General features: G+C 40.7%; 19 protein-coding genes. 5 read left to right on the plus strand and 14 right to left on the minus strand.

What is annotated here, in order from left to right; translation table 11 throughout:
* Positions 1 to 60 precede the first annotated feature (60 nt).
* A complete protein-coding gene (locus tag Q7657_RS00690; RefSeq protein ID WP_107166445.1) occupies positions 61 to 3,753 on the plus strand; it encodes an RHS repeat domain-containing protein in 3,693 nt (1,230 codons plus the stop codon).
* Positions 3,743 to 4,873 carry an RHS repeat-associated core domain-containing protein gene (locus Q7657_RS00695; RefSeq protein WP_107166446.1) on the plus strand — a complete coding sequence of 377 codons (1,131 nt, stop codon included), beginning with the start codon at positions 3,743 to 3,745 and terminating at the stop codon, positions 4,871 to 4,873. Before Q7657_RS00690 ends, Q7657_RS00695 begins: the two co-directional genes overlap by 11 nt.
* Positions 4,874 to 4,920: 47 nt before the next feature.
* Here Q7657_RS00695 and Q7657_RS00700 read toward each other — a convergent pair whose 3' ends face one another.
* Complete coding sequence (locus Q7657_RS00700) at positions 4,921 to 5,181, minus strand: hypothetical protein (RefSeq protein WP_181319866.1); 261 nt, start codon at positions 5,179 to 5,181, stop codon at positions 4,921 to 4,923.
* A gap of 227 nt (positions 5,182 to 5,408) precedes the next feature.
* Between Q7657_RS00700 and Q7657_RS00705 the strand changes: the two genes are divergently transcribed.
* From Q7657_RS00705 to Q7657_RS00715, 3 genes are all read left to right on the plus strand, one after another.
* A complete protein-coding gene (locus Q7657_RS00705; protein WP_107166447.1) occupies positions 5,409 to 5,783 on the plus strand; it encodes a hypothetical protein in 375 nt (124 codons plus the stop codon).
* Between the two features lie 852 nt (positions 5,784 to 6,635).
* Positions 6,636 to 6,878, plus strand: a complete 243-nt coding sequence (locus tag Q7657_RS00710; protein ID WP_107166448.1) for a hypothetical protein — start codon at positions 6,636 to 6,638, stop codon at positions 6,876 to 6,878.
* Positions 6,879 to 7,120: 242 nt separating this feature from the next.
* Complete coding sequence (locus tag Q7657_RS00715) at positions 7,121 to 8,272, plus strand: iron-containing alcohol dehydrogenase (RefSeq protein WP_107166449.1); 1,152 nt, start codon at positions 7,121 to 7,123, stop codon at positions 8,270 to 8,272.
* Positions 8,273 to 8,749: 477 nt separating this feature from the next.
* Here Q7657_RS00715 and Q7657_RS00720 read toward each other — a convergent pair whose 3' ends face one another.
* The 13 genes from Q7657_RS00720 to Q7657_RS00780 form a co-directional block, all read right to left on the minus strand.
* Positions 8,750 to 9,619 carry a helix-turn-helix transcriptional regulator gene (locus Q7657_RS00720; RefSeq protein WP_107166450.1) on the minus strand — a complete coding sequence of 290 codons (870 nt, stop codon included), beginning with the start codon at positions 9,617 to 9,619 and terminating at the stop codon, positions 8,750 to 8,752.
* Between the two features lie 80 nt (positions 9,620 to 9,699).
* Entirely contained in the window at positions 9,700 to 9,918 is a 219-nt protein-coding gene (locus Q7657_RS00725; RefSeq protein WP_107166451.1) for a hypothetical protein, read from the minus strand.
* 2 nt (positions 9,919 to 9,920) lie between these two features.
* Positions 9,921 to 11,180: an FMN-binding protein gene (locus Q7657_RS00730; protein ID WP_107166452.1), complete on the minus strand. Its 1,260-nt coding sequence runs from the start codon at positions 11,178 to 11,180 to the stop codon at positions 9,921 to 9,923.
* 76 nt (positions 11,181 to 11,256) lie between these two features.
* Positions 11,257 to 11,568: a VcrB family reductive dehalogenase putative membrane anchor gene (locus Q7657_RS00735; protein WP_060989780.1), complete on the minus strand. Its 312-nt coding sequence runs from the start codon at positions 11,566 to 11,568 to the stop codon at positions 11,257 to 11,259.
* Entirely contained in the window at positions 11,568 to 13,082 is a 1,515-nt protein-coding gene (locus tag Q7657_RS00740; RefSeq protein WP_107166453.1) for a 4Fe-4S dicluster domain-containing protein, read from the minus strand. Before Q7657_RS00740 ends, Q7657_RS00735 begins: the two co-directional genes overlap by 1 nt.
* A 19-nt stretch (positions 13,083 to 13,101) precedes the next feature.
* Complete coding sequence (locus Q7657_RS00745) at positions 13,102 to 14,208, minus strand: tetratricopeptide repeat protein (protein WP_107166454.1); 1,107 nt, start codon at positions 14,206 to 14,208, stop codon at positions 13,102 to 13,104.
* Positions 14,209 to 14,652: 444 nt separating this feature from the next.
* Positions 14,653 to 15,081, minus strand: coding sequence for a hypothetical protein (locus tag Q7657_RS00750; RefSeq protein WP_107166455.1), 429 nt, complete (start codon positions 15,079 to 15,081; stop codon positions 14,653 to 14,655).
* A gap of 124 nt (positions 15,082 to 15,205) precedes the next feature.
* On the minus strand, positions 15,206 to 16,084 hold the full coding sequence (locus Q7657_RS00755; protein ID WP_107166456.1) for an L-ribulose-5-phosphate 3-epimerase: 879 nt from the start codon (positions 16,082 to 16,084) through the stop codon (positions 15,206 to 15,208).
* 9 nt (positions 16,085 to 16,093) lie between these two features.
* Entirely contained in the window at positions 16,094 to 16,741 is a 648-nt protein-coding gene (locus Q7657_RS00760) for a 3-keto-L-gulonate-6-phosphate decarboxylase UlaD (RefSeq protein WP_107166457.1), read from the minus strand.
* Positions 16,742 to 16,745: 4 nt separating this feature from the next.
* The gene (locus Q7657_RS00765) at positions 16,746 to 17,567 is read right to left on the minus strand and encodes a Cof-type HAD-IIB family hydrolase (RefSeq protein ID WP_107166458.1); all 822 of its coding nucleotides are present in this window, start codon (positions 17,565 to 17,567) and stop codon (positions 16,746 to 16,748) included.
* Positions 17,568 to 17,572: 5 nt separating this feature from the next.
* The gene (locus Q7657_RS00770; protein ID WP_061014428.1) at positions 17,573 to 18,265 is read right to left on the minus strand and encodes an L-ribulose-5-phosphate 4-epimerase; all 693 of its coding nucleotides are present in this window, start codon (positions 18,263 to 18,265) and stop codon (positions 17,573 to 17,575) included.
* A gap of 11 nt (positions 18,266 to 18,276) precedes the next feature.
* The gene (locus Q7657_RS00775; protein ID WP_107166502.1) at positions 18,277 to 18,756 is read right to left on the minus strand and encodes a PTS sugar transporter subunit IIA; all 480 of its coding nucleotides are present in this window, start codon (positions 18,754 to 18,756) and stop codon (positions 18,277 to 18,279) included.
* Positions 18,757 to 18,821: 65 nt separating this feature from the next.
* A complete protein-coding gene (locus Q7657_RS00780; RefSeq protein WP_008988510.1) occupies positions 18,822 to 20,579 on the minus strand; it encodes a PTS ascorbate-specific subunit IIBC in 1,758 nt (585 codons plus the stop codon).
* Positions 20,580 to 20,594 lie beyond the last annotated feature (15 nt).

The following is a 20,594-nucleotide window of genomic DNA, read 5'->3' on the forward strand; positions in this document are numbered from 1 at the left end:
CAGACTTCATAAAACAAGTTAGCCCACTTATTGGGCTAACTTCGCCTTAAAGGAGGCACTATGCCTAATTGGACTTCTAATGCATTTAACTTCGATAGTTTTTGCTCTGGTGGTGTCGATCAAAGAACCAGAAGCTATTCATATCAAATTCTACTGGGATCATTAATGGGTAACTGGCTAAAAGGTCCCAACCTTGATATTGCCCTGCAGTTTTCTCCCTATTCAACAAAGAACCTTGGATTTGGCAAAGGCTGGAAATTAAATATCCCAAGATACGATATTAAAAATAAGCAGCTTTATCTTGCCAATGGGCAATCATACCGGGCGGAATTAAGCGCTAACTATAAGCTAGATATCCGTTATAAAAAGCTGCTTGATTTCTCAATAAGCAGCAATGCAAAAGGCTATGAAATCACGTATCGAAATGGTCGTAAAGATATCTTAGATGAGTACGGAAACCTGATAAAGATCGTCCAAAGTGATGGTCATGCTCTGTATTTCTCTTGGCTTGATATTGGCTCAGAAAGACGCCTTAGTAAAGTGTGGGATGATCGCACCTCAGAAAGCCAGCCTTTATTACTTATTGCGTATGTAAGTCAAGGAAGAGTAAACATTTTCACGAATATTGGCAGTGTGCATGAAGCCTATTTCAGCCTTATTCTGACCAATGATAAACTGGTGCAATGCAACTTGTCTGAGAATGCAGGGAGTTTTGACTTTGGCTACACCGCCATCGGTGCTTATACCTTGATCCAAAACGTGACCCATCCTTGCGGCATGATTGAGCAACTCACTTATGACACGAATGGGATCAAAGTAAACAGCAATACTTATCTCCCAGCTGTCACATTGCACCGTGTCCTAACTCGAAACTCACCGATCATTTCCACTGAATATAGCAGTGTGAACACGGATAGCCGCAACTTTATGGGTTATGGCGTACCAGGTACAAGTCTTAGTGAAGGCATTGATAACCTACTTGAAAGAGGAATTGAGTACACTTATCAAGTACAAAAAGTTGAAAACAATTACACTAAAACCATTCAAATCTACAACCAATTCCATTTACTCGTTGAAGAAGCACGTCTGGTTAATGGTCGTTTAGTTCATCGCAAAAACCTTAGCTATCCTGCTCGTAACAATACACCTTTCTCTGACCAACCTGCACAATATGCGTTGATCAACAAAGAGGAGCAGACATGGTTATCAGGCAGCGATAGTCATCAACAAACACGTGTTTGGGAGTACGATAAATATGGCAATATGCTGTTATTTAAAGATGAGAATAACATTACTGAACGCTATGAATATTACCCTCTGACTGGTGATTTAGGCTGTCCAGCCTCACCGTCTGGCATGGTGAACTTTGTCAAATCACGTACTCTTAGTAATGGTTTGGAAGAACGTAAGATTTCATATGAATATACAGAAATTACAGCTCAAAACGATCACCGTGACGTCGTATTACAATTAGAAAATGCCCATGGTCGCTACCTAAGCCACTATAGCTACCACCAAAATGCAAATGAGCGCTTTACATTAGGTCGATTGGCCTCTATCAGAAACGATCTTATTCACTCTGATCGCACCTATTCGAAAACATCAAACTATCAGTACATGCTCAATAATGACACCATTGAAGAGCATGAAGAGCTCATATGCCACGATAATACAAAAACCAATCTGGTTGTTGGACACTATGTCGATATTGGGGAACTCGCCCATCACATCGATAGCGATGGCGTACATTGTAGTTTCGAGTACGATTCACTGCGCCGAACAACAACTGAACGTATTGAAGGCAGCGCATCACGCTCATATGAGTATCTGATTGATTCTAGCCGAGCTAGACAAACCATGGTGTTAACTGACTGTAAAGGCAATCTATGTGAGCAAAGTTGGGATGGTCAGGGGCGAGAATTAGAAGCGAAACTAGACAACAGAACCATTTGGAAAAAAGAGTATGACGCATTTGGTCGTTTAATCTGTAAAAGTGATTTTGATGAACTACCAGATAAATATGCCCGTACCATTGCTGTTACACAAACCGAGCAATATGAATACGATGATTGGGGACAAGTTCAGGCAACTATTTTAGCAAATGGTAGTCGCCACCTTTCGTTTAACAATCTTGCGACTCGCCAAAAAACGCAAGGGATTGACGGCCTCGCTCTCACCGTCAGTGATCTTAATAGCTGGGGATTAGAAGAGAAGAAACAGCACGGTGATCGTATTTGGCATTATGAATACGATGCTTGGGGACGTTTAGAAAAAGAAACAGATCCATTAAACCAAGCTAAAAGCTATCAATACGACCCGTTTGATCGGGTGATCCAAATAACCCAAACGAATCGTGCGACCCAACATATCACTTACGCGAACCATACAGATCAAACGCAAGTAACCAAGCTACAGATTGGTACGCAAACTATCGGTCAGCGTGATATCGATGGCTTAGGTCGTCCACTGACACTTCGTCGCGGCTCAAACAGTCAAGCAGCTCTAATATGGTCTTACACTGATAGCAGTAATATCCCAGAGACCGAATCAAGTTTAGCTGCGCCAACAAGACGATTTACCCGCAATGATCAACTAGGCGTACTCAGCGAGAAAGATGCAGGATCGCAAGTAACCAGTTATAGCTATGATCCTGTCACAGGTCTTGCGACAGGTAGCCATGATAACCAAGGTAGCCGAAGCACTATCAGTTACTCATCATTAGGCTTACCTGAACTTGAAGAGCACGACGGTAATGTTCGTCGCTATCGTTACTCCAACGGTGGTGTGATTGCATCTATCGAAGGCACAGATGATAATCGTCAATATGGCTATGATGAGATAGGTCGACTGGTTACATTACGTACGGATAATGCCACGCTAGAGTATGAATACGATCAATTTGATCGCATTACGCTAGAGCGTTTGACATCAGGCAATCAAATTCAGATCACTGATCTCGAATGGGACAACTATAGCCGTGAAATTTATCGTTCAGTCGCGCTGAATGATGTTTATATCTTTGAGCAATATCAAGACTATAACAAGCTAGGCTTGCTTGCGACGCGTACCAAGAAATGTGCGGCGTTAGGCGATGTTATAGAAACTTATAGCTATGATGCGCTTTCACAGCTCACGAAAGTCGAATTCTTGGGTAGCGGCCCAATGAGTGATTGGGGACAGCCAACCCTTTCACTTGAATGGAGCTATGACGATCTTGGCAATATGCTCACGCAACGTTGTGTGACAACAAAGTCTCAAGATAACGCCACCTATTACTACGAATCGGATGATCCTTGCCAACTAACACGTATTACCCATACTCACCCTGAGCTGCCGCCGCAAACAGTACTCGCGTACGATCAAAATGGAAACATGATCCAAGATGGTGAAGGCCGAGTTCTCAATTACGACGATTTCGACAGATTAACCAGAGTGATCGCTGACGGTACAGAATGGCTATACGCCTACGACAGTAATGATCGTCTTATTCGCCAACAATCTGATTCAGAAAGTAGAGCGTTTACATACCTGTGGAGCGATCTCGCTGCAATTGAAGAAAATGGCACTGTGACTCACTACATCTATGACGATGGTATGCCGAAATGGTCTGAACAAGGCGCTGTTGTATCGCTATTAGCAACCGATCAGCATGGTTCAGTCATCGCTTCTAATACCGCAGATCAAACTGGCTCTGTGTATCGCTACTCTCCTTTCGGTCAACGCGAACAGATGGAAAATACCAATGAACAATAAAGATTCTGTATTTATTACACCGCTAAATCGACGTGAGTTTTTAATTAAAATAGGCAAGACAACCGCTGTTGCAAGTGGTATTTCATTATTGCCAACCTCGGTACGCTTAGCGATCGCCCAATCAATAACGGCGCCACCATCAAGTTTAGGTTTTAACGGTGAGTGGTTAGATCCCATTCTACAAGGTTATCATTTAGGTAAAGGTTACCGTGTTTACCAACCCAAATTAATGCGCTTCAATGCCCCTGATAGCTTGGCACCTTTCAACGAGGGTGTTCACAACGCATACGTGTACTGCCATAACGATCCAATCAACTTTACCGATCCAAGTGGCCACTTAAATATCAGTAAAATCGTATTTGGCGTCTTTGGGATCCTCGCAGGCATTGTCGGAATTGCCCTTGCCGCTCCAACAGGCGGTTCAAGTTTAGTGCTTGCAGCTGGCATCATCGGCAGTATTGCGGGTATGACTAGTGGCGCACTTCAAATCGCATCAGGTGTGATTGATGATGGTAAGGTTTCACGTAATCTAGATATTGCTACCATTCCATTCGATATCATCGGCGTGGTCAGTGGCGGATATTCAGCATATAAATCTGTGCAAAATTTACGTTGGATCCGTGCAGGTGGCGCATTTGATGATGTCACCCAACCCGGACTTGGCTCTCGATTGTGGAATAAAATCCGACCATCAGGTGAATATAAACTTGAATGGGCAAGTAAAGCCAATCCTGCAATGAAAATTGGTAGTTCAGAAGGTCAGGTAATCGCAACCAAAATGGTGCAAGGCGGTAAAACCATGACCTACACGCCTCCTCCTATTCACGGTGGTTTTACTAAGATCTTGCTTGGACAAGTTAAAGTCGGTGCTCGAGGCTACACAATTTACCAAGGTATTATGACGGCTCGTGCCATCGGCAGCCTTGGCTGGTCGACAGTTAAAACTATCCCGGGAAGATTAGACAGTAGTCAACCTTCAGCTGAGAGCATGGCAACGGAAGGAAGAAGTGCCAACCCTGCCGCGAGAAAAACACAGATGTTCTCTTTAGAAGCAACCCGTCAGCGAGTGAAGTACGGTAACGATGTACAACGTATTATACGTCAGTTACCACTTTCATAACGGATAACCTATGCAAAAAGCCCGCAACCATAGCGGGCTTTCTTTATTTACCACTCACCCACCAGCAAACGACTTTTAACGCCATTCACTTGTAAACCCATCGCTTCAAACACGTCATCAAAATTGCGACACGCTAATGGTAAATGAGGCAAAGATAATACCGCTTCATCAAAAAAGCGTTTCTGCTCTTGCTCGGTTTGCCATGCAACTTGCCACCAATTAACGATACGCTCTCTCGAATCAATTAAACGACGTCGAGTCGGGACTCGTGCTCGTTTTTGGTTATTTTCATTTTTACTGGCAGGCAATAAATTCCATTTATCATTATTAGGCCAATACACAAAAGGTAAGCAGTTAAGTTTGCAGAGGTTTTAATAAGAGATTAAGTGGTTCGGTAGGATATAACTAAAATAGCAGTTCAAAACATACAACTGACTTATTGATTTAATATCGAAACCTCATCAACATACAGGCAATATGATTTGTCAATTAAGCAAATCTACTCGCTCTTCAAAAAACATGAAAATTAAGAGATATGAAAATTAAATTATTAGGTTTATTAATGTGTAGCTTTCCCTGTTTTGCACTTACGTCAGGTGGCTATCAGGTTTCTGTGTCGGTTAAAGACTCAGAGCAAGAGTTAATTTTCCCGTCACTTAAGGTGCCTTTTTTCGATCAAAAAGTAACATCTCAAGCTGATGATTGTACATATTCTGTAAAGATTACTCAGGAAGACGCAGCCGCTATTCGATTAGAAGCGCAAATGCATTGTCATTATAAAGACGGTGATTCTTACATGAACCTGCCTTTTTTTGTTCTAAACAGTTCAGGTCAAGTTGCGAGTGTCGAAATTGGGGATGAAGATGCGGATATGTGGAAATACAGTGTTGATGTTGAGCCCCTTAATTAACATTTCCCTCAGAATAAGATTTGTTTTTTGAATCAAAATTCAATAAAGATGAGCACTTTCCCTAGATGTTCAAGGCAACATATGGCCCCTATTTGGTCTCAACCTATATTTTGACGTTTATTAGGTATTGCGCTGGCTGCAACGCTCTTAATTCAAGGGTTTGTTTCATTTCGTGTTGGGGTCACAAAATCAAAAACCGTCAATGATTTGGGTATTGCAGGAGTGATGGCGGCAGTTATCGCAACCAAAGGCGCTGCATGGGGATTAGCCGCAGGTATTATCCTGTGCATTTTTGTGAACTTAGGCAAAAGTCATCGACATGAAAGTGCTATTTCTGCTTAGCTGGAATCATCCAAAACACCCGAAATATTAAAATTGAAAAGCTAGCGTCTTGTAATCAAACAGATAACTCCTCACCGTAAACATCTCTGCTTATGGTGAGGATTCATGCATCACATAAAGGGACATTTACTACAACTTCCTTCAAGTTTGTAACTCGTGAACAAATAATTTTAAATTTGTATCTACGTTTAAAAAACTTCCAATAATATTCCACTGTCTTAATTTATTCATCAACACCCTCGCCCTACTCCCCCCAACTTCTACACTTTATCTCTGAGTGACTACGCTCCCGTATATCTTGATGCATTCAAACGGCACCCACGATACTGACCTTCTTCCTTTGTTCTCCCTTTCTTTCTCTACATACCTTACTTTGGTATCTATTATTGCATTATGGTAATAATCTTTTGTGTTTTATATGTATTGTTGTTTTTATGGTAATTATTAATAATACACCCATCGAAACGCACAAGGCGTTCACAAACATAAATACACAAGGTTTTATTACTCATGAAAACAGTTATTAAAGCAACCATCGCAGCCGCTATTATCGCTATGTCTTACAACGCTTCAGCAAAAGATGGCGACTTCACAGGTAACGTACAATTTGAAAAAGCTGTTGTTAACAGCATGAATGCACAGCACTACCAAAAAGAAGGCACTGCAGAGCGTTCACATTCTGGTGTGGTATTCACTCAACCTAAAGCGCACCTAAGCTTTGCTGAAAAACTACTATCAGCAACAGATAAATAAGCCGCTGAGCGCTGCAAACAATACGCTCACTTTTATTATTACCCGTACGTAATAGTAATTTACTTTTAACTCTATTGTTTATATTTCAGCAAATGAGAAGATGTCGGCATCGACACCAACAACAACCATAACGATTCGGTGCCGGTAACACTCACTTTGCTACTCACACTCTGTAAAAAATTCCGGTTTATGGCACATGCGATAAGCCAACATAAATTCTTAAATATTAACGGAGCTTCATTATGAGCAATGTATTCTACATGCCACCTGTAACATTAATGGGTCCTAACGCTATTCAATCTTTAGGTGCTGAACTTGCGTCAAAAGTGCTGAAAAAAGCCCTAATCGTGACAGACAGTGTATTAGTTGAAGTGGGGTTAGTTAGCAAGCTAACTGACGAGCTAACCGCTCACGGTATTGATTTCACTATTTACGATGGCGTGCAGCCAAACCCAACAGAGAAAAACATTGAAGATGGCCTAGCGCTACTTGCAAACAGCCATTCTGATTTTGTGATTTCATTCGGTGGTGGTTCATCACACGATACTGCTAAAGGTATCGCATTGGTGGCAGCGAACGGTGGTCACATTCGTGATTACTCTAAAGGTGTACACCTTTCTAAAAAACCACAACTTCCATTGGTAACCGTGAACACAACAGCAGGTACTGCTTCAGAAATGACAGTGTTTGCAATCATCACTAACCAAGAAGATGAAACCAAATACCCAGTGGTTGATAAGCACTTCACGCCAATTATTGCAGTGAACGATTCAGAGCTAATGGTAGCAATGCCTAAGTTCCTAACCGCTGCAACCGGTATGGATGCATTAACGCACGCTGTTGAAGCGTATGTTTCAACTGCAGCGACACCAATCACTGATGCATCAGCGATTAAAGCGATTGAGCTGATTGTAAACAACCTAGAAACTGCTGTGAACGACGGTCAAAATCGCGCAGCTCGTGATGCAATGCAGTACGGCGAGTACCTTGCTGGTATGGCATTCTCTAATGCATCTTTAGGTTACGTTCACTCAATGGCGCACCAATTAGGTGGTGTTTACGACCTGGCTCACGGCCTATGTAACGCTATCCTATTGGCAGAAGTTTCGCGCTTTAACGCGAAACAAGTACCAGAGCGTTTTGTTGATATTGCGAAAGCAATGGGTATCGACACTGCAGCAATGACCCAAGAGCAAGCAGTAAATGCAGCCCTTGAAGCCATTGATGCACTATCTGAAAAGGTAGGCACCAAGCAACGCCTAGCTGATTTGGGTGTAACTGAAGATAAGCTAGCGTTCATGGCGCAAAACGCTCTAAACGATGCGTGTTCTTTAACGAACCCACGCAAAGCGAGCCTAGAAGAAATCGTAGCGATCTTCAAAGCACGCATGTAATACGCAACACCCTACAAAAAGGCTGGGGAACCCCAGCCTTTATTATAAAAAAAGAAGGACAAATCCAATGACTACATTAACTGAAAAGCCAGGTATTTCGCTGATCAAAGCTGGTACTTTTAAGCTAAACGACCTAAGCAAACTGCTAGAAGTTGAAGGCCTAAAATCATCAGCTTGGAAGTCTTAAACCCACCCGTAATTTAATTACAAAAAAGAGAAAGTGAAAAATTAAGTTGTTTAATTTCAGTGTATTACAAACACCACTTTTGTATGATATTTATTCTGTTTTTTAGTGATTAGACCACTTATGGTCGCATTTTGGTCACCAATTTATGTGTATCTTTTACACATAAATCTCACTTCTATTGTTTCTTTTGATAGAAACATCATTATAAAAGCTAATATCAAAAACAGTCTGACTAACTCAAAACACTTAAGAAAGTAAGTTAATTTTTCACATCTCAATTTGGATAAAATCTAGCTTTGCCTTAATCCCATACGGCATAACTGACGAAAGTCTTTCGGGCTCACATCAGTATGACGCTTGAAGAATTTAGTCATATTCGTTGCTTCATTAAAGCCAAGTTGTTCAGCTATATCTGTGATTGAATATTGGCTAAAAGCTAACTGACGTTTTGCTTCAATCAAAACTCGTTCATCCAGCAATTCTTTAACACTTATCCCTGCGTTATCTTTTGCTAACTTATCTACCTGTTTAACACTTTTCCCAATAGACAAGGCAATCTCTGCGACTGAAGGGCGTTGACGAAAGTGTTCATCGATATAGCTTTTTAAACGGTAGAAATCACTAGTGCCTAACTGCACTTGTTTGGCATTAGCCTTATAGATAGGTACGATGGTTTTTAGCAATACGCTACGGAGTAAACTGCGAATGATTTCTGTGCGAAATTCGGATTCAGAATAGAACTCTTGCACCATAACTCGAAACAGAGCGTCGATATCCTCGGTGATATTGTAGATGCAATTTACATGCACTAAAGCTGCAATGATCGAATCGAAATAAGGATCGTGACTACTTTCAGCCAAAAATGCACAGTTAAACGGCATCACAAAACCATTAACCGTACGGTTCTTGGCAAAAGCATGAATTTGGTTTTTACCTAATGTAAGTAACGTTCCAGCTCGTACTCGATGAAATTGGTGGTCAATGTAGTGTTGCCCTTCGCCTTCAGTAATATAGATCAACGCACTGAAATTAAGTCGATGGTGACGAGACACCTCTTCTATACCGCGTTCACTATATAGTTGCGAGATACGAAAGAGATAAGGTGTGGTTAAACCTGATTCAGAGCGCATACGCTCAAGTGGAATACATTTACTGTTCATAATTAACGAAAAAGGAGCTTACACAATGATAAACTCCTCACTCTATAGCCACTGTTTATATAGTTATTGTGTGAATATGGCTAGTAACTTTCTTGCGCCATATCTTCAGCCATCTGCTGATAATCAATTTGGGGCTTACTCTCTACTACTACTGGCTCTTTTTCTGTTTGCTTGGTCACAATATGTAGTAATTGCTGACTCGTTTGCTCGTTAGTCAAACTGATGAAACTAGTCGAAAGTTGCAGAACGATCACCACTGAAGCTAAACAGTAAAATGCCATCGAGATATATTGCCTCATTGTTACTCTCCTTCCTGCTTCGCTATTTCATTTTTTGCTCGATTATTACGTACAGTTCTTGGTTCTCTTACCTGAGTCTGACGCACTTTTTTACCTTTATTATTGAGTACTTGCTTAAACCAGTTTTTGTTAAACACTAAGAAATCAGTCATGGCATTAATAGGACAAAGACTCTGACACCAAGGGCGACGCACGACCAGAGATGTCAAAATGATCATGACTGTTAATACAAACAGATACATTCCACCGATCATGCCAAAAGCTATACCAAAAGGTTCGTAAACGAAAGCAGCAGGGTTACGGAAATACGCTCCCAAACATAATGTGATCAGTAGTAATACACGCGGAAACCAAATAAAAAACTGATGGCGTACTGGAGAAGGTTTTGCGTTACCTACTTTTGCAAGACATTGCTGAACTGCACCAAATGGACACAAGCTCTGACAATAAATGTTACGGTTATAGCAAAAGATATAGATGATACTTAACGCTAGCAGGATAAACGGCGTATAGCTTGCAACTCCAGAAATCCACGAACCATAAACAAATCCCCCCATCGTCGAAGCTGAGTAAAGCGATGCTGAGTGGAAGCCAAACAAAAGGGTTGATACTGTTAACAAGGCAAGATTCATTTTTACCTTATGTTCTGAGCGTGTGCGATTTACCCAAACAGCAATTACAAACAAAATCAAAGCTGCTGCATCTAACCATTTAACGTAGTGCCACGGAGAGCTCTGCTCTGACAAACGATAGTCAAATAATGTTTTGCGAACGGGATCTGCCGCTTGATTAAGAGCATGAACATATGCACCTGATGTTAACGTTGCCCCCGTAATTGCATCAACATGGAGAGTCGTTTTGATGTTTTTACCAAGCAGCGCTTCGGGGAGTTTTTCTTCAACCACTTTTTCAAAATAAGAAGATGTTTCTTTGGAAGAGAGTAATGAGACAGTTTCAACATCGCCAGAAGCCGTAAACACTGCACCAACCGTCAATTCTCCACCATAGCCGATCCCCGAGCCAAAGCTAATCCATTTAGCATCTGTTTCGCCACCCTTATCAATCAATTGATATAAATTGGGCCCAACTTCGTGCATTCTCACACTTGGTGATACGATATGTTCAAAAAATTGAGCTTGAGAGTTATTCGAGCGTAAGCCGCCTAAATACCAAGCAACCATCAGTAATAATATTGATAAGATGCTGAGGATCTTCTCGAGGTTTTTATTTCGATTTGGCGTTTGTATTTTTTTTCTTGTCATAGAGAAATAGACAAGCCACTAAATTTAATCCTTGTGGCTTGCTCCTTAAAATAGTGCTAAATCACAATGGATAGGATCAATGCGCGTTTTTGGGTTTCAGTGCAATCAGTACGCGTAGCAACACAGCGCCCCCGATGATAAGACCTGTCCCAGCAAAGCCTAAGAAGTACCAACCGGCTAAACCTTCATTTTCACCTAATAGCGTGAATGCGCCAGCAACAGTGAGTACGATAGAAGCCCACCAACCTCCAACAAGTGTCCATTTCCACCAATTCATACCAAGTTTAAATTGCTTAGCCCATTGATTAGCGCCTGCGAAAACCAGCACTTGGAGTGCACCAAATGCCATCCAAAAGAGTGGATCAAGTACCGTCGATTGTGGAAACATTAGAAGCCCTCCCAGTTACCATCGTATTCCCAAGTTTTCTCAACCTTTAGGTAGTTTTCACTACGCATCCATTCTGGTGGTTGGTGGTAACCTGCAAAACGGCCACCATTCCAATCACCGTGATACGCTTCAGCCTCTGGGTAATAGAAAAAGTTATGTTGCATTGCCAGTAGCGTTTTACGTGTAATACCCGTTGGATCACGAGGATCGGTCTCTTTCACCAACGCGTGAATCCAGTTGTTTTTACGCGTATAAGGACATACGGCTATACACACACGACAGCCCATTGCCGTTTCAGTTGGACCCTGACGCCACATTGTCCAACAACTGTCTTGGTTAAATGCAAACTTACGATAACCACGTACAATCGCATCGGGTTTATCTGCTTTACTGATTGATTCACTAGGGCAAGAATCAGCACAAATCTTACACTCTTCACAGAAGTGCTTAACCTTGGTATCAATCGGTTTATCAGCCTCAAGATCCAGTTCAGTGATCACAGCAGCAAGGCGAATGTTTGGTCCTAGCTCAGGCGTTAACAAAATACCATTACGTGCCGCCTCCCCCATTCCTGCTTGAATTGCGAGTGGTGGAACTACGATTTCATAGTCAGAACCCGGCCATTGTGGTCGTGCGGCATAACCTAATTCACCAAGAAATGCCGCCATTAAACCAGAGGCATTTTTCGCACGGAAATAGCCGTCATAAGATGTGGAATAGCCAATCGCAGCGTACATTGGATCCCAGTTCATTGGGGTACCAAATACAATTACGTTCTTCCAGTGTTTAGGCACCGACTCATCCCAATCTGGCATACCACGCATGGTATTTTTAAACATAAAATTAGGATCCATTTTAGTAATGCCGACAATGCTCATACCAAACTTGAATGCCATTTTTTTGATCAAATCAGAGGCATGTTTGGGTGATTTAAACTCTTGTTTAGTACGTTTAACCCATTGAAAATCGACTTCATCAGGGTGACCTTTCGGACTTGGTGGAAAGTCACTCTTCACTCCACGCATATAGGCTGCAGAATACGCCCAGCCGAGAGCAAAGCGTGAGCGATGCTGTTCAAAGTTTTGTGCATGCTCGGCTTTCTCTTCAAATGACTGGTACATATCAGCCCAACGTTCAGGGTAACGTGAGTAGTATTCACGCACTCTTTCATTGGGGATCTCACGCCAATCAGTGGTTGGTACCCAGCCATTTTTCATTTCTGCGCCCAGTACACGGGTGCGATGAAATAAAAAATCACTCCACTCTGGGCGTGTTAGCTCACCAGCAACTTCCAGAGTGGGTGCAACATCAACACGGAACGGTTCACGATCAAAATACATATCGTGACCAGATTCAGTGCGCCCCCAACCGACATTCGCATCAGGATCTCGACCTAATACAAAGCCAGCACCTGCCGCAGCCCCCACCGTTACCGTTGCAGCAGTGACGCCACCTAGCTTCAAAAAGTCACGGCGAGAGGTGTCTGCGACACCAAATTCAACTTGCTCTTTCACATTCACTCCAGGCTTATAATTATATTTCGATCACATCAAGACTCAGCGCTTTGTTAATGGTATTAAGCTGATCTCGATAGGTAATTTTGTAGTGTGCTGCCAGCTTGTTAAGCTCAACCATCACCAATTGCGCCTCTGCCCATTTTTCGGTGTGGAAATAGCACAAGAAGAGATGTTCTAAGCACCATTCATCGTGTGGTTCAAAGATAAGTAATTGGCGAATGTCTTGCTCTAGCTCAGCATAAAGGCGTAAGTCCGCTTTAACACGAGCACGAATGCTAACCACATCGTAGCTTTCTGGTTTAAATAAAAGATAATGATCCAGTGCTTCAAGCGCTTCGTCTAAACGACCATTTTGGTGTGCGGTGATCCCAGCTAAACGCACCAATTCAATGGAAGAAATATCGTGATTTAATGCCATCGTGATCCATTGATCAGCTTTATCATTTTGACCAAGGGCAAGATATGAACTTACAGCGGTGATATAAGTAGAGACTAATGACTGATCACAGATAAACGCTTTCTCTGCATACTCAGTCGCTAACTCAAATTTGCTGTCTTGATAATGTAGACCCGCCAAATTTTGATACCCACCGACGAAGTTTCCATCAATTTCAATACTGCGTTGAAACTGCTCGGCGGCTAAATAGCTGTCACCTTGATAAAGGTAGTTAAATCCAAGGTGGCAATACACCATTGGGCTGTTTTCATTGAGAGAAATAGACTCCTGCAACATTGCTTTAGCCATCTCGTAATCGCCCAATTGCTGATAAACAAGACCACATTTACTTTTAAATTCATGCTCAGAAAGCAGCGATTTATATAGGTTGGTAACGATCATGGCCAACTGACACATCTGCGCAGCCATTAAGGTTTCAAACAAAAATTGCAGTTGGGACTCTGTAATTGAAAGTGACTCAAATAACTCACTCATTACTAGAGTAAAACTTTCATGCTCTAGCCAATCGAGTTGATTTTTATCTTGTTCACGATCTGCTTGAGCAAATTGGGCACTTAAAAACATCAAACGATCGTTAAACTTTGGCTCAACGTCTTGTTGTGATGGTAGTGAAGGAAGTTGGTTTTGTAGATATAGATAGAGTTCTAACCATTTAGTGCTGATCATACATAACGTCCGACTTAAATTTCAGCACTAATATTGAGTATTTTATTAATGGTCAAAAGGTTATTTTTACCCCTAAAGTGGTAGTTTTTCTCCCTTTACTATCAAATATGATTTTAATCAATTATTAAAATATAATAAGCGCTATATCCATCATCATTTAAAACTCTCTTATATTTAATAAAACGAGTAAAGATAATATTATTGATATAACGAATAATAAAATTTAACTTTATTTTTGCTTTTAATAGATGTAAACATTTACATCATTGACTTATTAAATCAATATCATTAAAGTTTTCACTTTAAATAGAAACGAATAAAAGCATGAAAAATTAAATAAATTACATATTACAACGTTAGTCAAAAGATAATATATCAGGGAAAAGTAGACTATAAAAAACTCAATTAAACCTCAGTTAAACTCGAGGTTTAATATCTTTTATTCTAATTGTTTTTTATTTGAATAAATTTACTATAACCACTCAATATACCATTAATATATTCAAATCCAGAGTGAATATTATTTATATTACTTCCAATGACTTGATATTCAACTATCACTTCACCGCTTATTATTTTCATAAATAAAAAACCATCAGATACATGCCACAATCCTTTAATTTCCTTTTTTGTAAAGAGATCTTCTTCAACTAATTTACCGTTAGGTTGTAATTGTAGCTGCGTAGAGAAACCATCCACATTCACTTTTACCCATAACTGAGAATGTACTTCAAAGTTTAAAAGCTTACGTTTAGTCTTGTACCATTCATGGAACTCAGTAGCCTGGCGACTACTCAGACTCGGTAAATCCTCAAGCTCAATCAATGTATGAGTCATCTCATAAAGAAAAAGCTGTAAATGGATACGTTTCATTATATACGTCTTTTTTAGCGTTAATTACTCGATTATATATAAAGAAAGGAAGGGAGTATATCTTTAGAAAAGTATCAAATAAATAAAGAAACAGCATACAAAAGTATACTGTTTCTTGTTCTATTTATTCAAAAAATAGTGGTAAGCCAACAGCCATACAAGATTGATTCAAATGGCTTTTAGCCGTAACAATATTTTCTCTCCAGTTATCATCTTGAGCCCACATTTCTAAAACAAAAGGCACTACACACTGCGTTTGCTTGATGGTTTTAAAAATAGCATTGAAATCAACATCACCCTGACCGATAACTAAGTCTCTAAATTGCCCGTTATAATTCTCTTTCACATTATATGTATCTTTTAAGTGGATTTGAGTTATGTGAGGCATACTTAGTGCTAATTCAGTACACACATCATAATTCCAACCCGAAATGTTACCGACATCAGGATAAGCACAAAAGAATGGAGAGTTAATTTCACGACGTAAAATTTCAAACTTACTCAATGAATTTAAATATTTAGTATCCATAATTTCGACAGCTAGCATCACACTTGCTCGTTCAGCTTGTTTTGCCGCCCATTGCATCCCTTCAATAAACCGTTGGTGAGTACTCGTATCTGCAGGCTCATAATAAACATCATATCCTGCTAGCTGAATAGTTCGGGTCCCCATTTTATAAGCTAACGTAATGGCTTTATCCATATGCACTTTAGCTTGCTCTCTGATCTCTGGATCTGCTGAACCAAATGGAAACTTACGATGAGCACTTAAACACATTGAATGTAACGGCAACTGATTTTGCTCTGATAGCCGTCTAATTTGATAGATAGTTTCATCATCCCAATCTAAACGACTACGACGTTCATCGGATTCATCCACTGAAATTTCCAGAAAATCAAATCCCAACTCTTTGGTTGTTACTATTTTTTGCTCCCATCCCATATCATTAGGTAATGCTTTTTCATAAAGGCCAATACGGGAACGTGTCAGTGTTTGATACATAATAAACCCCTATGCCCAATAGCGATTTATTTGTTCACGAAGAGCTGTCGCAGTTTGTTGCCCCTGTTCACCTGCTAGTGCACGTCCGGCAATAAACGTTTTCGCCTTAATACCTTCAAATAGGTGCAATTCCTCAGGCACAATGCCACCTGTAATTGAAAGTTCAAGGCCTATTTCCGACAGTTGACGCATTTTTTCAATGTCGTTATCTGTCCAACCAATTCCGGCTAATTCAGCATCTCGTGAACGGTGATAAATAGCTTGAGTTATGCCAAGTTCAACCCAGCGTTTCGCATCATCCATCGTCCAATTACCGTAAATCTCAATCTGAATTTCGCCATTAAATTCATCAGCAACTTTCTTACATACTTCGATTGTTGCAATGTGCGCGGCAGCTGAAACAGTGATCCAATCAGCCCCTGCTTCAAACGCCATTTTAGATAAAATAGCGCCACCATCCGTCGTTTTCATATCACAAACAAGGATGTGTTCAGGATACTGAACTCGTAAGGTTTTAACCGCATTCATTCCTTCCGCAAAAGCGAGAATAGTCCCAACTTCGATCACATCAACATAACTCTGAACCTTTTCAGCAACAGCCATTGCATCATCTAAACATGTTTGGTCAAGAGCAATTTGAATCATTGGTTTGTTCATAAGATCATCCTTTAAATTTTTCACGAAATAATTGGACTAAGCCGTTATTGTTGTTATCTGTTTTGCAAATATATTGCGCATTAGCTTTTACAATATCGTCAGCATTAAGCATGGCGACGCCTAAGCCTGCGTACTGCAACATTGAAATATCGTTATGGTTATCACCCACGGCAATAACATGATGAGCGTGGTACCCGAGTTGCTCGACATATTGAGCGAGAAGCGTGCCTTTATTATTACCTTTCGCTGCAAAATCAATACGATTTGACCATGAACGCTCACCATTAAAGTGTTCTTTAATCCATGGGTGTTCTGTTAGTTTTTCAATCGAACTCGGTAAGCCTTCTACTACAAACTTCCACACATACTCTTCATTGTTTGCTAATGACTGGAAATCATCGATTTGCTCTATTCTTGGGCGCTCTGATTCCTGATATTGGTGCGACCATTTCTCAAGAGCTTGCATATAAGTAATTGGTGTAGAACGTGAGTACACCATTTTATTGGTTACATACATCACCAACTTCATTTGAAATTCTTTCGCTAACTCAATAAATGCTAATGCCTTATTTTTTTCTATTGAGCGCTGCGCTAATACCGTATTACTGCTGTAGTCGTAAATATAAGTCCCGTTACAACAAATAATTGGTGTGGTTAAACCAAGTTCCAAATAATAAGGGTATGCGGCGGTATGATGCCGGCCTGTCACAATTACAACATGATACTTTTGACTAATTTCTTGAATGGATGCCTTTACTTCCGGATGAATAGTATGACTATCAGTAAGTACGGTACCATCAAGATCTAATGCTAAAATTTTATGCATTGTTATCACCGTTGACCGTAATAAGCATGCTCGCCATGTTTACGTAAATAATGCTTATCAGATAACTCAGATTGAATGCGAATGCCGCTATTTAAACTGCGGGTCGCTAGTGCCATCGCTGATACTTCTTCGAGTACGACTGCGTTATGCACTGCATCTATCGCATTATTCCCCCATGAGAAAGGCGCATGTCCTGCAACAATCACACTTGGTATTGCTAAAGGATCTATCCCTCTTTGCTGAAATTCTTCAATAATGACCAGACCTGTATTACGTTCATACTCCCCACTAATTTCTTGGTGAGTTAATTTTCGGGTACATGGAATATCACCATAAAAGTAATCAGCGTGTGTGGTGCCGAGTGCTGGGATATCAATACCAGCTTGTGCCCAAATAGTTGCGCTACGTGAATGGGTATGAACAATGCCTCCGATTTTTGGAAAGGCTTTGTATAACTCTAAATGAGTAGCCGTATCGCTAGAGGGGTTTAAGTGCCCTTCTACGATTTCGCCCTGTAAGTTAACAACAACAATATCATCGACTTGCATATTGTCGTATTCAACGCCTGAAGGCTTAATTGCAATAACGCCTCGCTCACGATCAATTTCAGAAACATTGCCCCAGGTGAATGTCACTAGACCATATTTAGGCAGTGTGAGATTGGCTTTTAATACGCGCTGTTTTAATTCTTGATACATAATGTGCCCCCTTATGCCATCTCGGCTTCAAGTGCTTCATCAATGACACGATAAACATCATCAGCACTTCGACAGCGGCGTAATTTATCGAGATCAACACCAGTGTCACTTTCTTCATCATCAATAATTTGTGTGACTTCCAACAAGCCTTCCATATGCTCATCCGATGAAGATCCAGCCAGCGTGATCAACACATCAACAGGTTCATCTTCACCATCAAACACAATCGGTTGCTGCAATGTCACAAGGGCAAATGCTGTTCTATTAACCCCATTTTCAGGGCGGGCATGTGGTAGCGCTAATTGAGGTGCGATAACAATATAAGGGCCAAGGGTTTTAACACTTTGAATGATGGCATCGTGATAACTTGGCTGGATTGCACCAGATGCAATTAACATATCTGTACCAATTTTTATTGCTTGTTCCCATGTCGTTGCAGATGCTTGTAGTGCAATAGAGTTGTTTTCAATTAATGATTGTTTAAAAGCCATGATAAAGCCTCCCATTGGCACTCTTTAAATAAAGAATGCCAACCTTGGTAAGAGATAAAATATAGTTATTGAATTGAAAGACGCTTATTAATTAAAGAAATGAGTTCATCGCCAAAGGTGTTCGGATTAAGCATGTTCTGAACCCCTAGTACAAACTTTCCTTCACCGGCATCCATTTCAGCTGAAAGGTGTTTTGATGAAACAATAATATCTGTCGCAGCCAGTTTGGACTTATAGTCAGAAACTGCACATGAATCCATAACGTGTGGAATACCTTTCTTTTCGAGGTATTTTCCAATTTTCATTTTCATCATCATTGATGAACCTTGACCATTACCGCAAACAGCTAAAATGTGGATTGGACGTACACCATCATGCTGCTTGATTGCTTCTTCAACAACTTGCAATACTTCAGGCTCATCAGAAACTTGAATAACACCCACGGCATCTTCTTCAGCACGAAGCTTTTTAGAAGCAAAGAACATGTACACACAAGCTAAGGCAATGATGACAAAGAAGAACAGCTTAGTTGCCGATAGACCTTGCATAATAGGCGGGAACACGATTGCCCAGTCAGCCATGCCCATCCAACCATTAAATGAAGCTCCCTGGTTACTTAACAAATGAATTGCCCATGCAGAACCGAGTACTTCGATAATCCCCATTACGAAACAAATCTTCATGACGGCACGCCAACCACCAAAGTGGTTAGCAAAGACACCTATTGTCGCATTAGAGAAAAACATTGGGACAAAGCCTGGAATGATCATGATAGGAGCATTGAATGCGAGCATGACAAGAACCGCGGTAAATTGGCCTAATGCACCCCACATAAAACCAAATACCATTGCGTTAGGAGAAAACGCATAAATTGCAGCACAGTCGATAGCAAGGACTGCATTTGGAATAACGCGCTCAGAAATCCCTTTAAATGCTTCCGATAATTCCGCCACAAACATACGTACACCGGCAACAATTACTTGAATTGCAACAGCAAATTTCAAACCCGTTTCAAGTATATATATTGACCAATGAGTAGAGCCTGCCATTTCTTGCAGATTTTGTAGGCCGAAGGAAAGAAGGATGATGCCGAAGAAAACCGTCATAACAATTACGGTTGCAGCAATACTATCGTGAAAAATATGCAGCCATTTAGGTAAATTGAGATTATCTACACTCTCATTCTTATCACCTAATTTAGGCGCTATTTTTGTCGCAATCCATGACGCAACTTGCTGCTGATGACCTATTGAGAAACCCGCACCACCGGTTACCTCCTCTGTAGGTTTAAACATAATATTGGAAGAAATACCCCAATACAGTGCCATTAGAACCGCAGAACAAACAATGGTTTCCCACATACTGCCGCCTAATACAAAATAGAAGACAGCAATTAAACCTGCTTGTTGGAACATAATGTGTCCCGTAAGCATAATGGTTCGAATACCCGTATAACGGCGAAATAAAACTAGAATAATGTTAATAGCAAGTGCTAATAGTACAGTGTAACCCACCCAAGAGTAGTCATCTCCCATGGTCTCCATCGTTGCCATCATCGATGTATATGGGTCAATAACAGATCCAGTTAAACCATGATATTCAGATAATTTAGTAATTACAGGTTTAAAACCAGCGACCAGAACGTTAGCTCCGACCTGAACCATCATAAAACCAACAATAGTTTTTATTGTTCCTTTTAAGATAGTTGTCATATCCCTTCTGAGCAGCCAGTAGCCGAGGAAGGTGACTAGACCAAGTAATAATGGTGCTTTAGTCATTACTTGGCTGTAAAAAATATAGAAGGCGTTGTAGACCATTTCCATATATTTACCTCTTAA

Origin of the sequence: Candidatus Photobacterium acropomis (assembly GCF_030685555.1) — a bacterium.
Lineage (GTDB): Bacteria > Pseudomonadota > Gammaproteobacteria > Enterobacterales > Vibrionaceae > Photobacterium > Photobacterium lucens.

What these genes read in the sequence shown, in the direction of transcription:
- Q7657_RS00690 (WP_107166445.1), top strand. Translation starts at nt 61, where the DNA reads ATGCCTAATTGGACTTCTAATGCATTTAACTTCGATAGTTTTTGCTCT.
- Q7657_RS00695 (WP_107166446.1), top strand. Translation starts at nt 3,743, where the DNA reads ATGAACAATAAAGATTCTGTATTTATTACACCGCTAAATCGACGTGAG.
- Q7657_RS00705 (WP_107166447.1), top strand. Translation starts at nt 5,409, where the DNA reads ATGAAAATTAAATTATTAGGTTTATTAATGTGTAGCTTTCCCTGTTTT.
- Q7657_RS00710 (WP_107166448.1), top strand. Translation starts at nt 6,636, where the DNA reads ATGAAAACAGTTATTAAAGCAACCATCGCAGCCGCTATTATCGCTATG.
- Q7657_RS00715 (WP_107166449.1), top strand. Translation starts at nt 7,121, where the DNA reads ATGAGCAATGTATTCTACATGCCACCTGTAACATTAATGGGTCCTAAC.
- Q7657_RS00720 (WP_107166450.1), bottom strand. Translation starts at nt 9,619, where the DNA reads ATGAACAGTAAATGTATTCCACTTGAGCGTATGCGCTCTGAATCAGGT.
- Q7657_RS00725 (WP_107166451.1), bottom strand. Translation starts at nt 9,918, where the DNA reads ATGAGGCAATATATCTCGATGGCATTTTACTGTTTAGCTTCAGTGGTG.
- Q7657_RS00730 (WP_107166452.1), bottom strand. Translation starts at nt 11,180, where the DNA reads ATGACAAGAAAAAAAATACAAACGCCAAATCGAAATAAAAACCTCGAG.
- Q7657_RS00735 (WP_060989780.1), bottom strand. Translation starts at nt 11,568, where the DNA reads ATGTTTCCACAATCGACGGTACTTGATCCACTCTTTTGGATGGCATTT.
- Q7657_RS00745 (WP_107166454.1), bottom strand. Translation starts at nt 14,208, where the DNA reads ATGATCAGCACTAAATGGTTAGAACTCTATCTATATCTACAAAACCAA.
- Q7657_RS00750 (WP_107166455.1), bottom strand. Translation starts at nt 15,081, where the DNA reads ATGAAACGTATCCATTTACAGCTTTTTCTTTATGAGATGACTCATACA.
- Q7657_RS00755 (WP_107166456.1), bottom strand. Translation starts at nt 16,084, where the DNA reads ATGTATCAAACACTGACACGTTCCCGTATTGGCCTTTATGAAAAAGCA.
- Q7657_RS00760 (WP_107166457.1), bottom strand. Translation starts at nt 16,741, where the DNA reads ATGAACAAACCAATGATTCAAATTGCTCTTGACCAAACATGTTTAGAT.
- Q7657_RS00765 (WP_107166458.1), bottom strand. Translation starts at nt 17,567, where the DNA reads ATGCATAAAATTTTAGCATTAGATCTTGATGGTACCGTACTTACTGAT.
- Q7657_RS00770 (WP_061014428.1), bottom strand. Translation starts at nt 18,265, where the DNA reads ATGTATCAAGAATTAAAACAGCGCGTATTAAAAGCCAATCTCACACTG.
- Q7657_RS00775 (WP_107166502.1), bottom strand. Translation starts at nt 18,756, where the DNA reads ATGGCTTTTAAACAATCATTAATTGAAAACAACTCTATTGCACTACAA.
- Q7657_RS00780 (WP_008988510.1), bottom strand. Translation starts at nt 20,579, where the DNA reads ATGGAAATGGTCTACAACGCCTTCTATATTTTTTACAGCCAAGTAATG.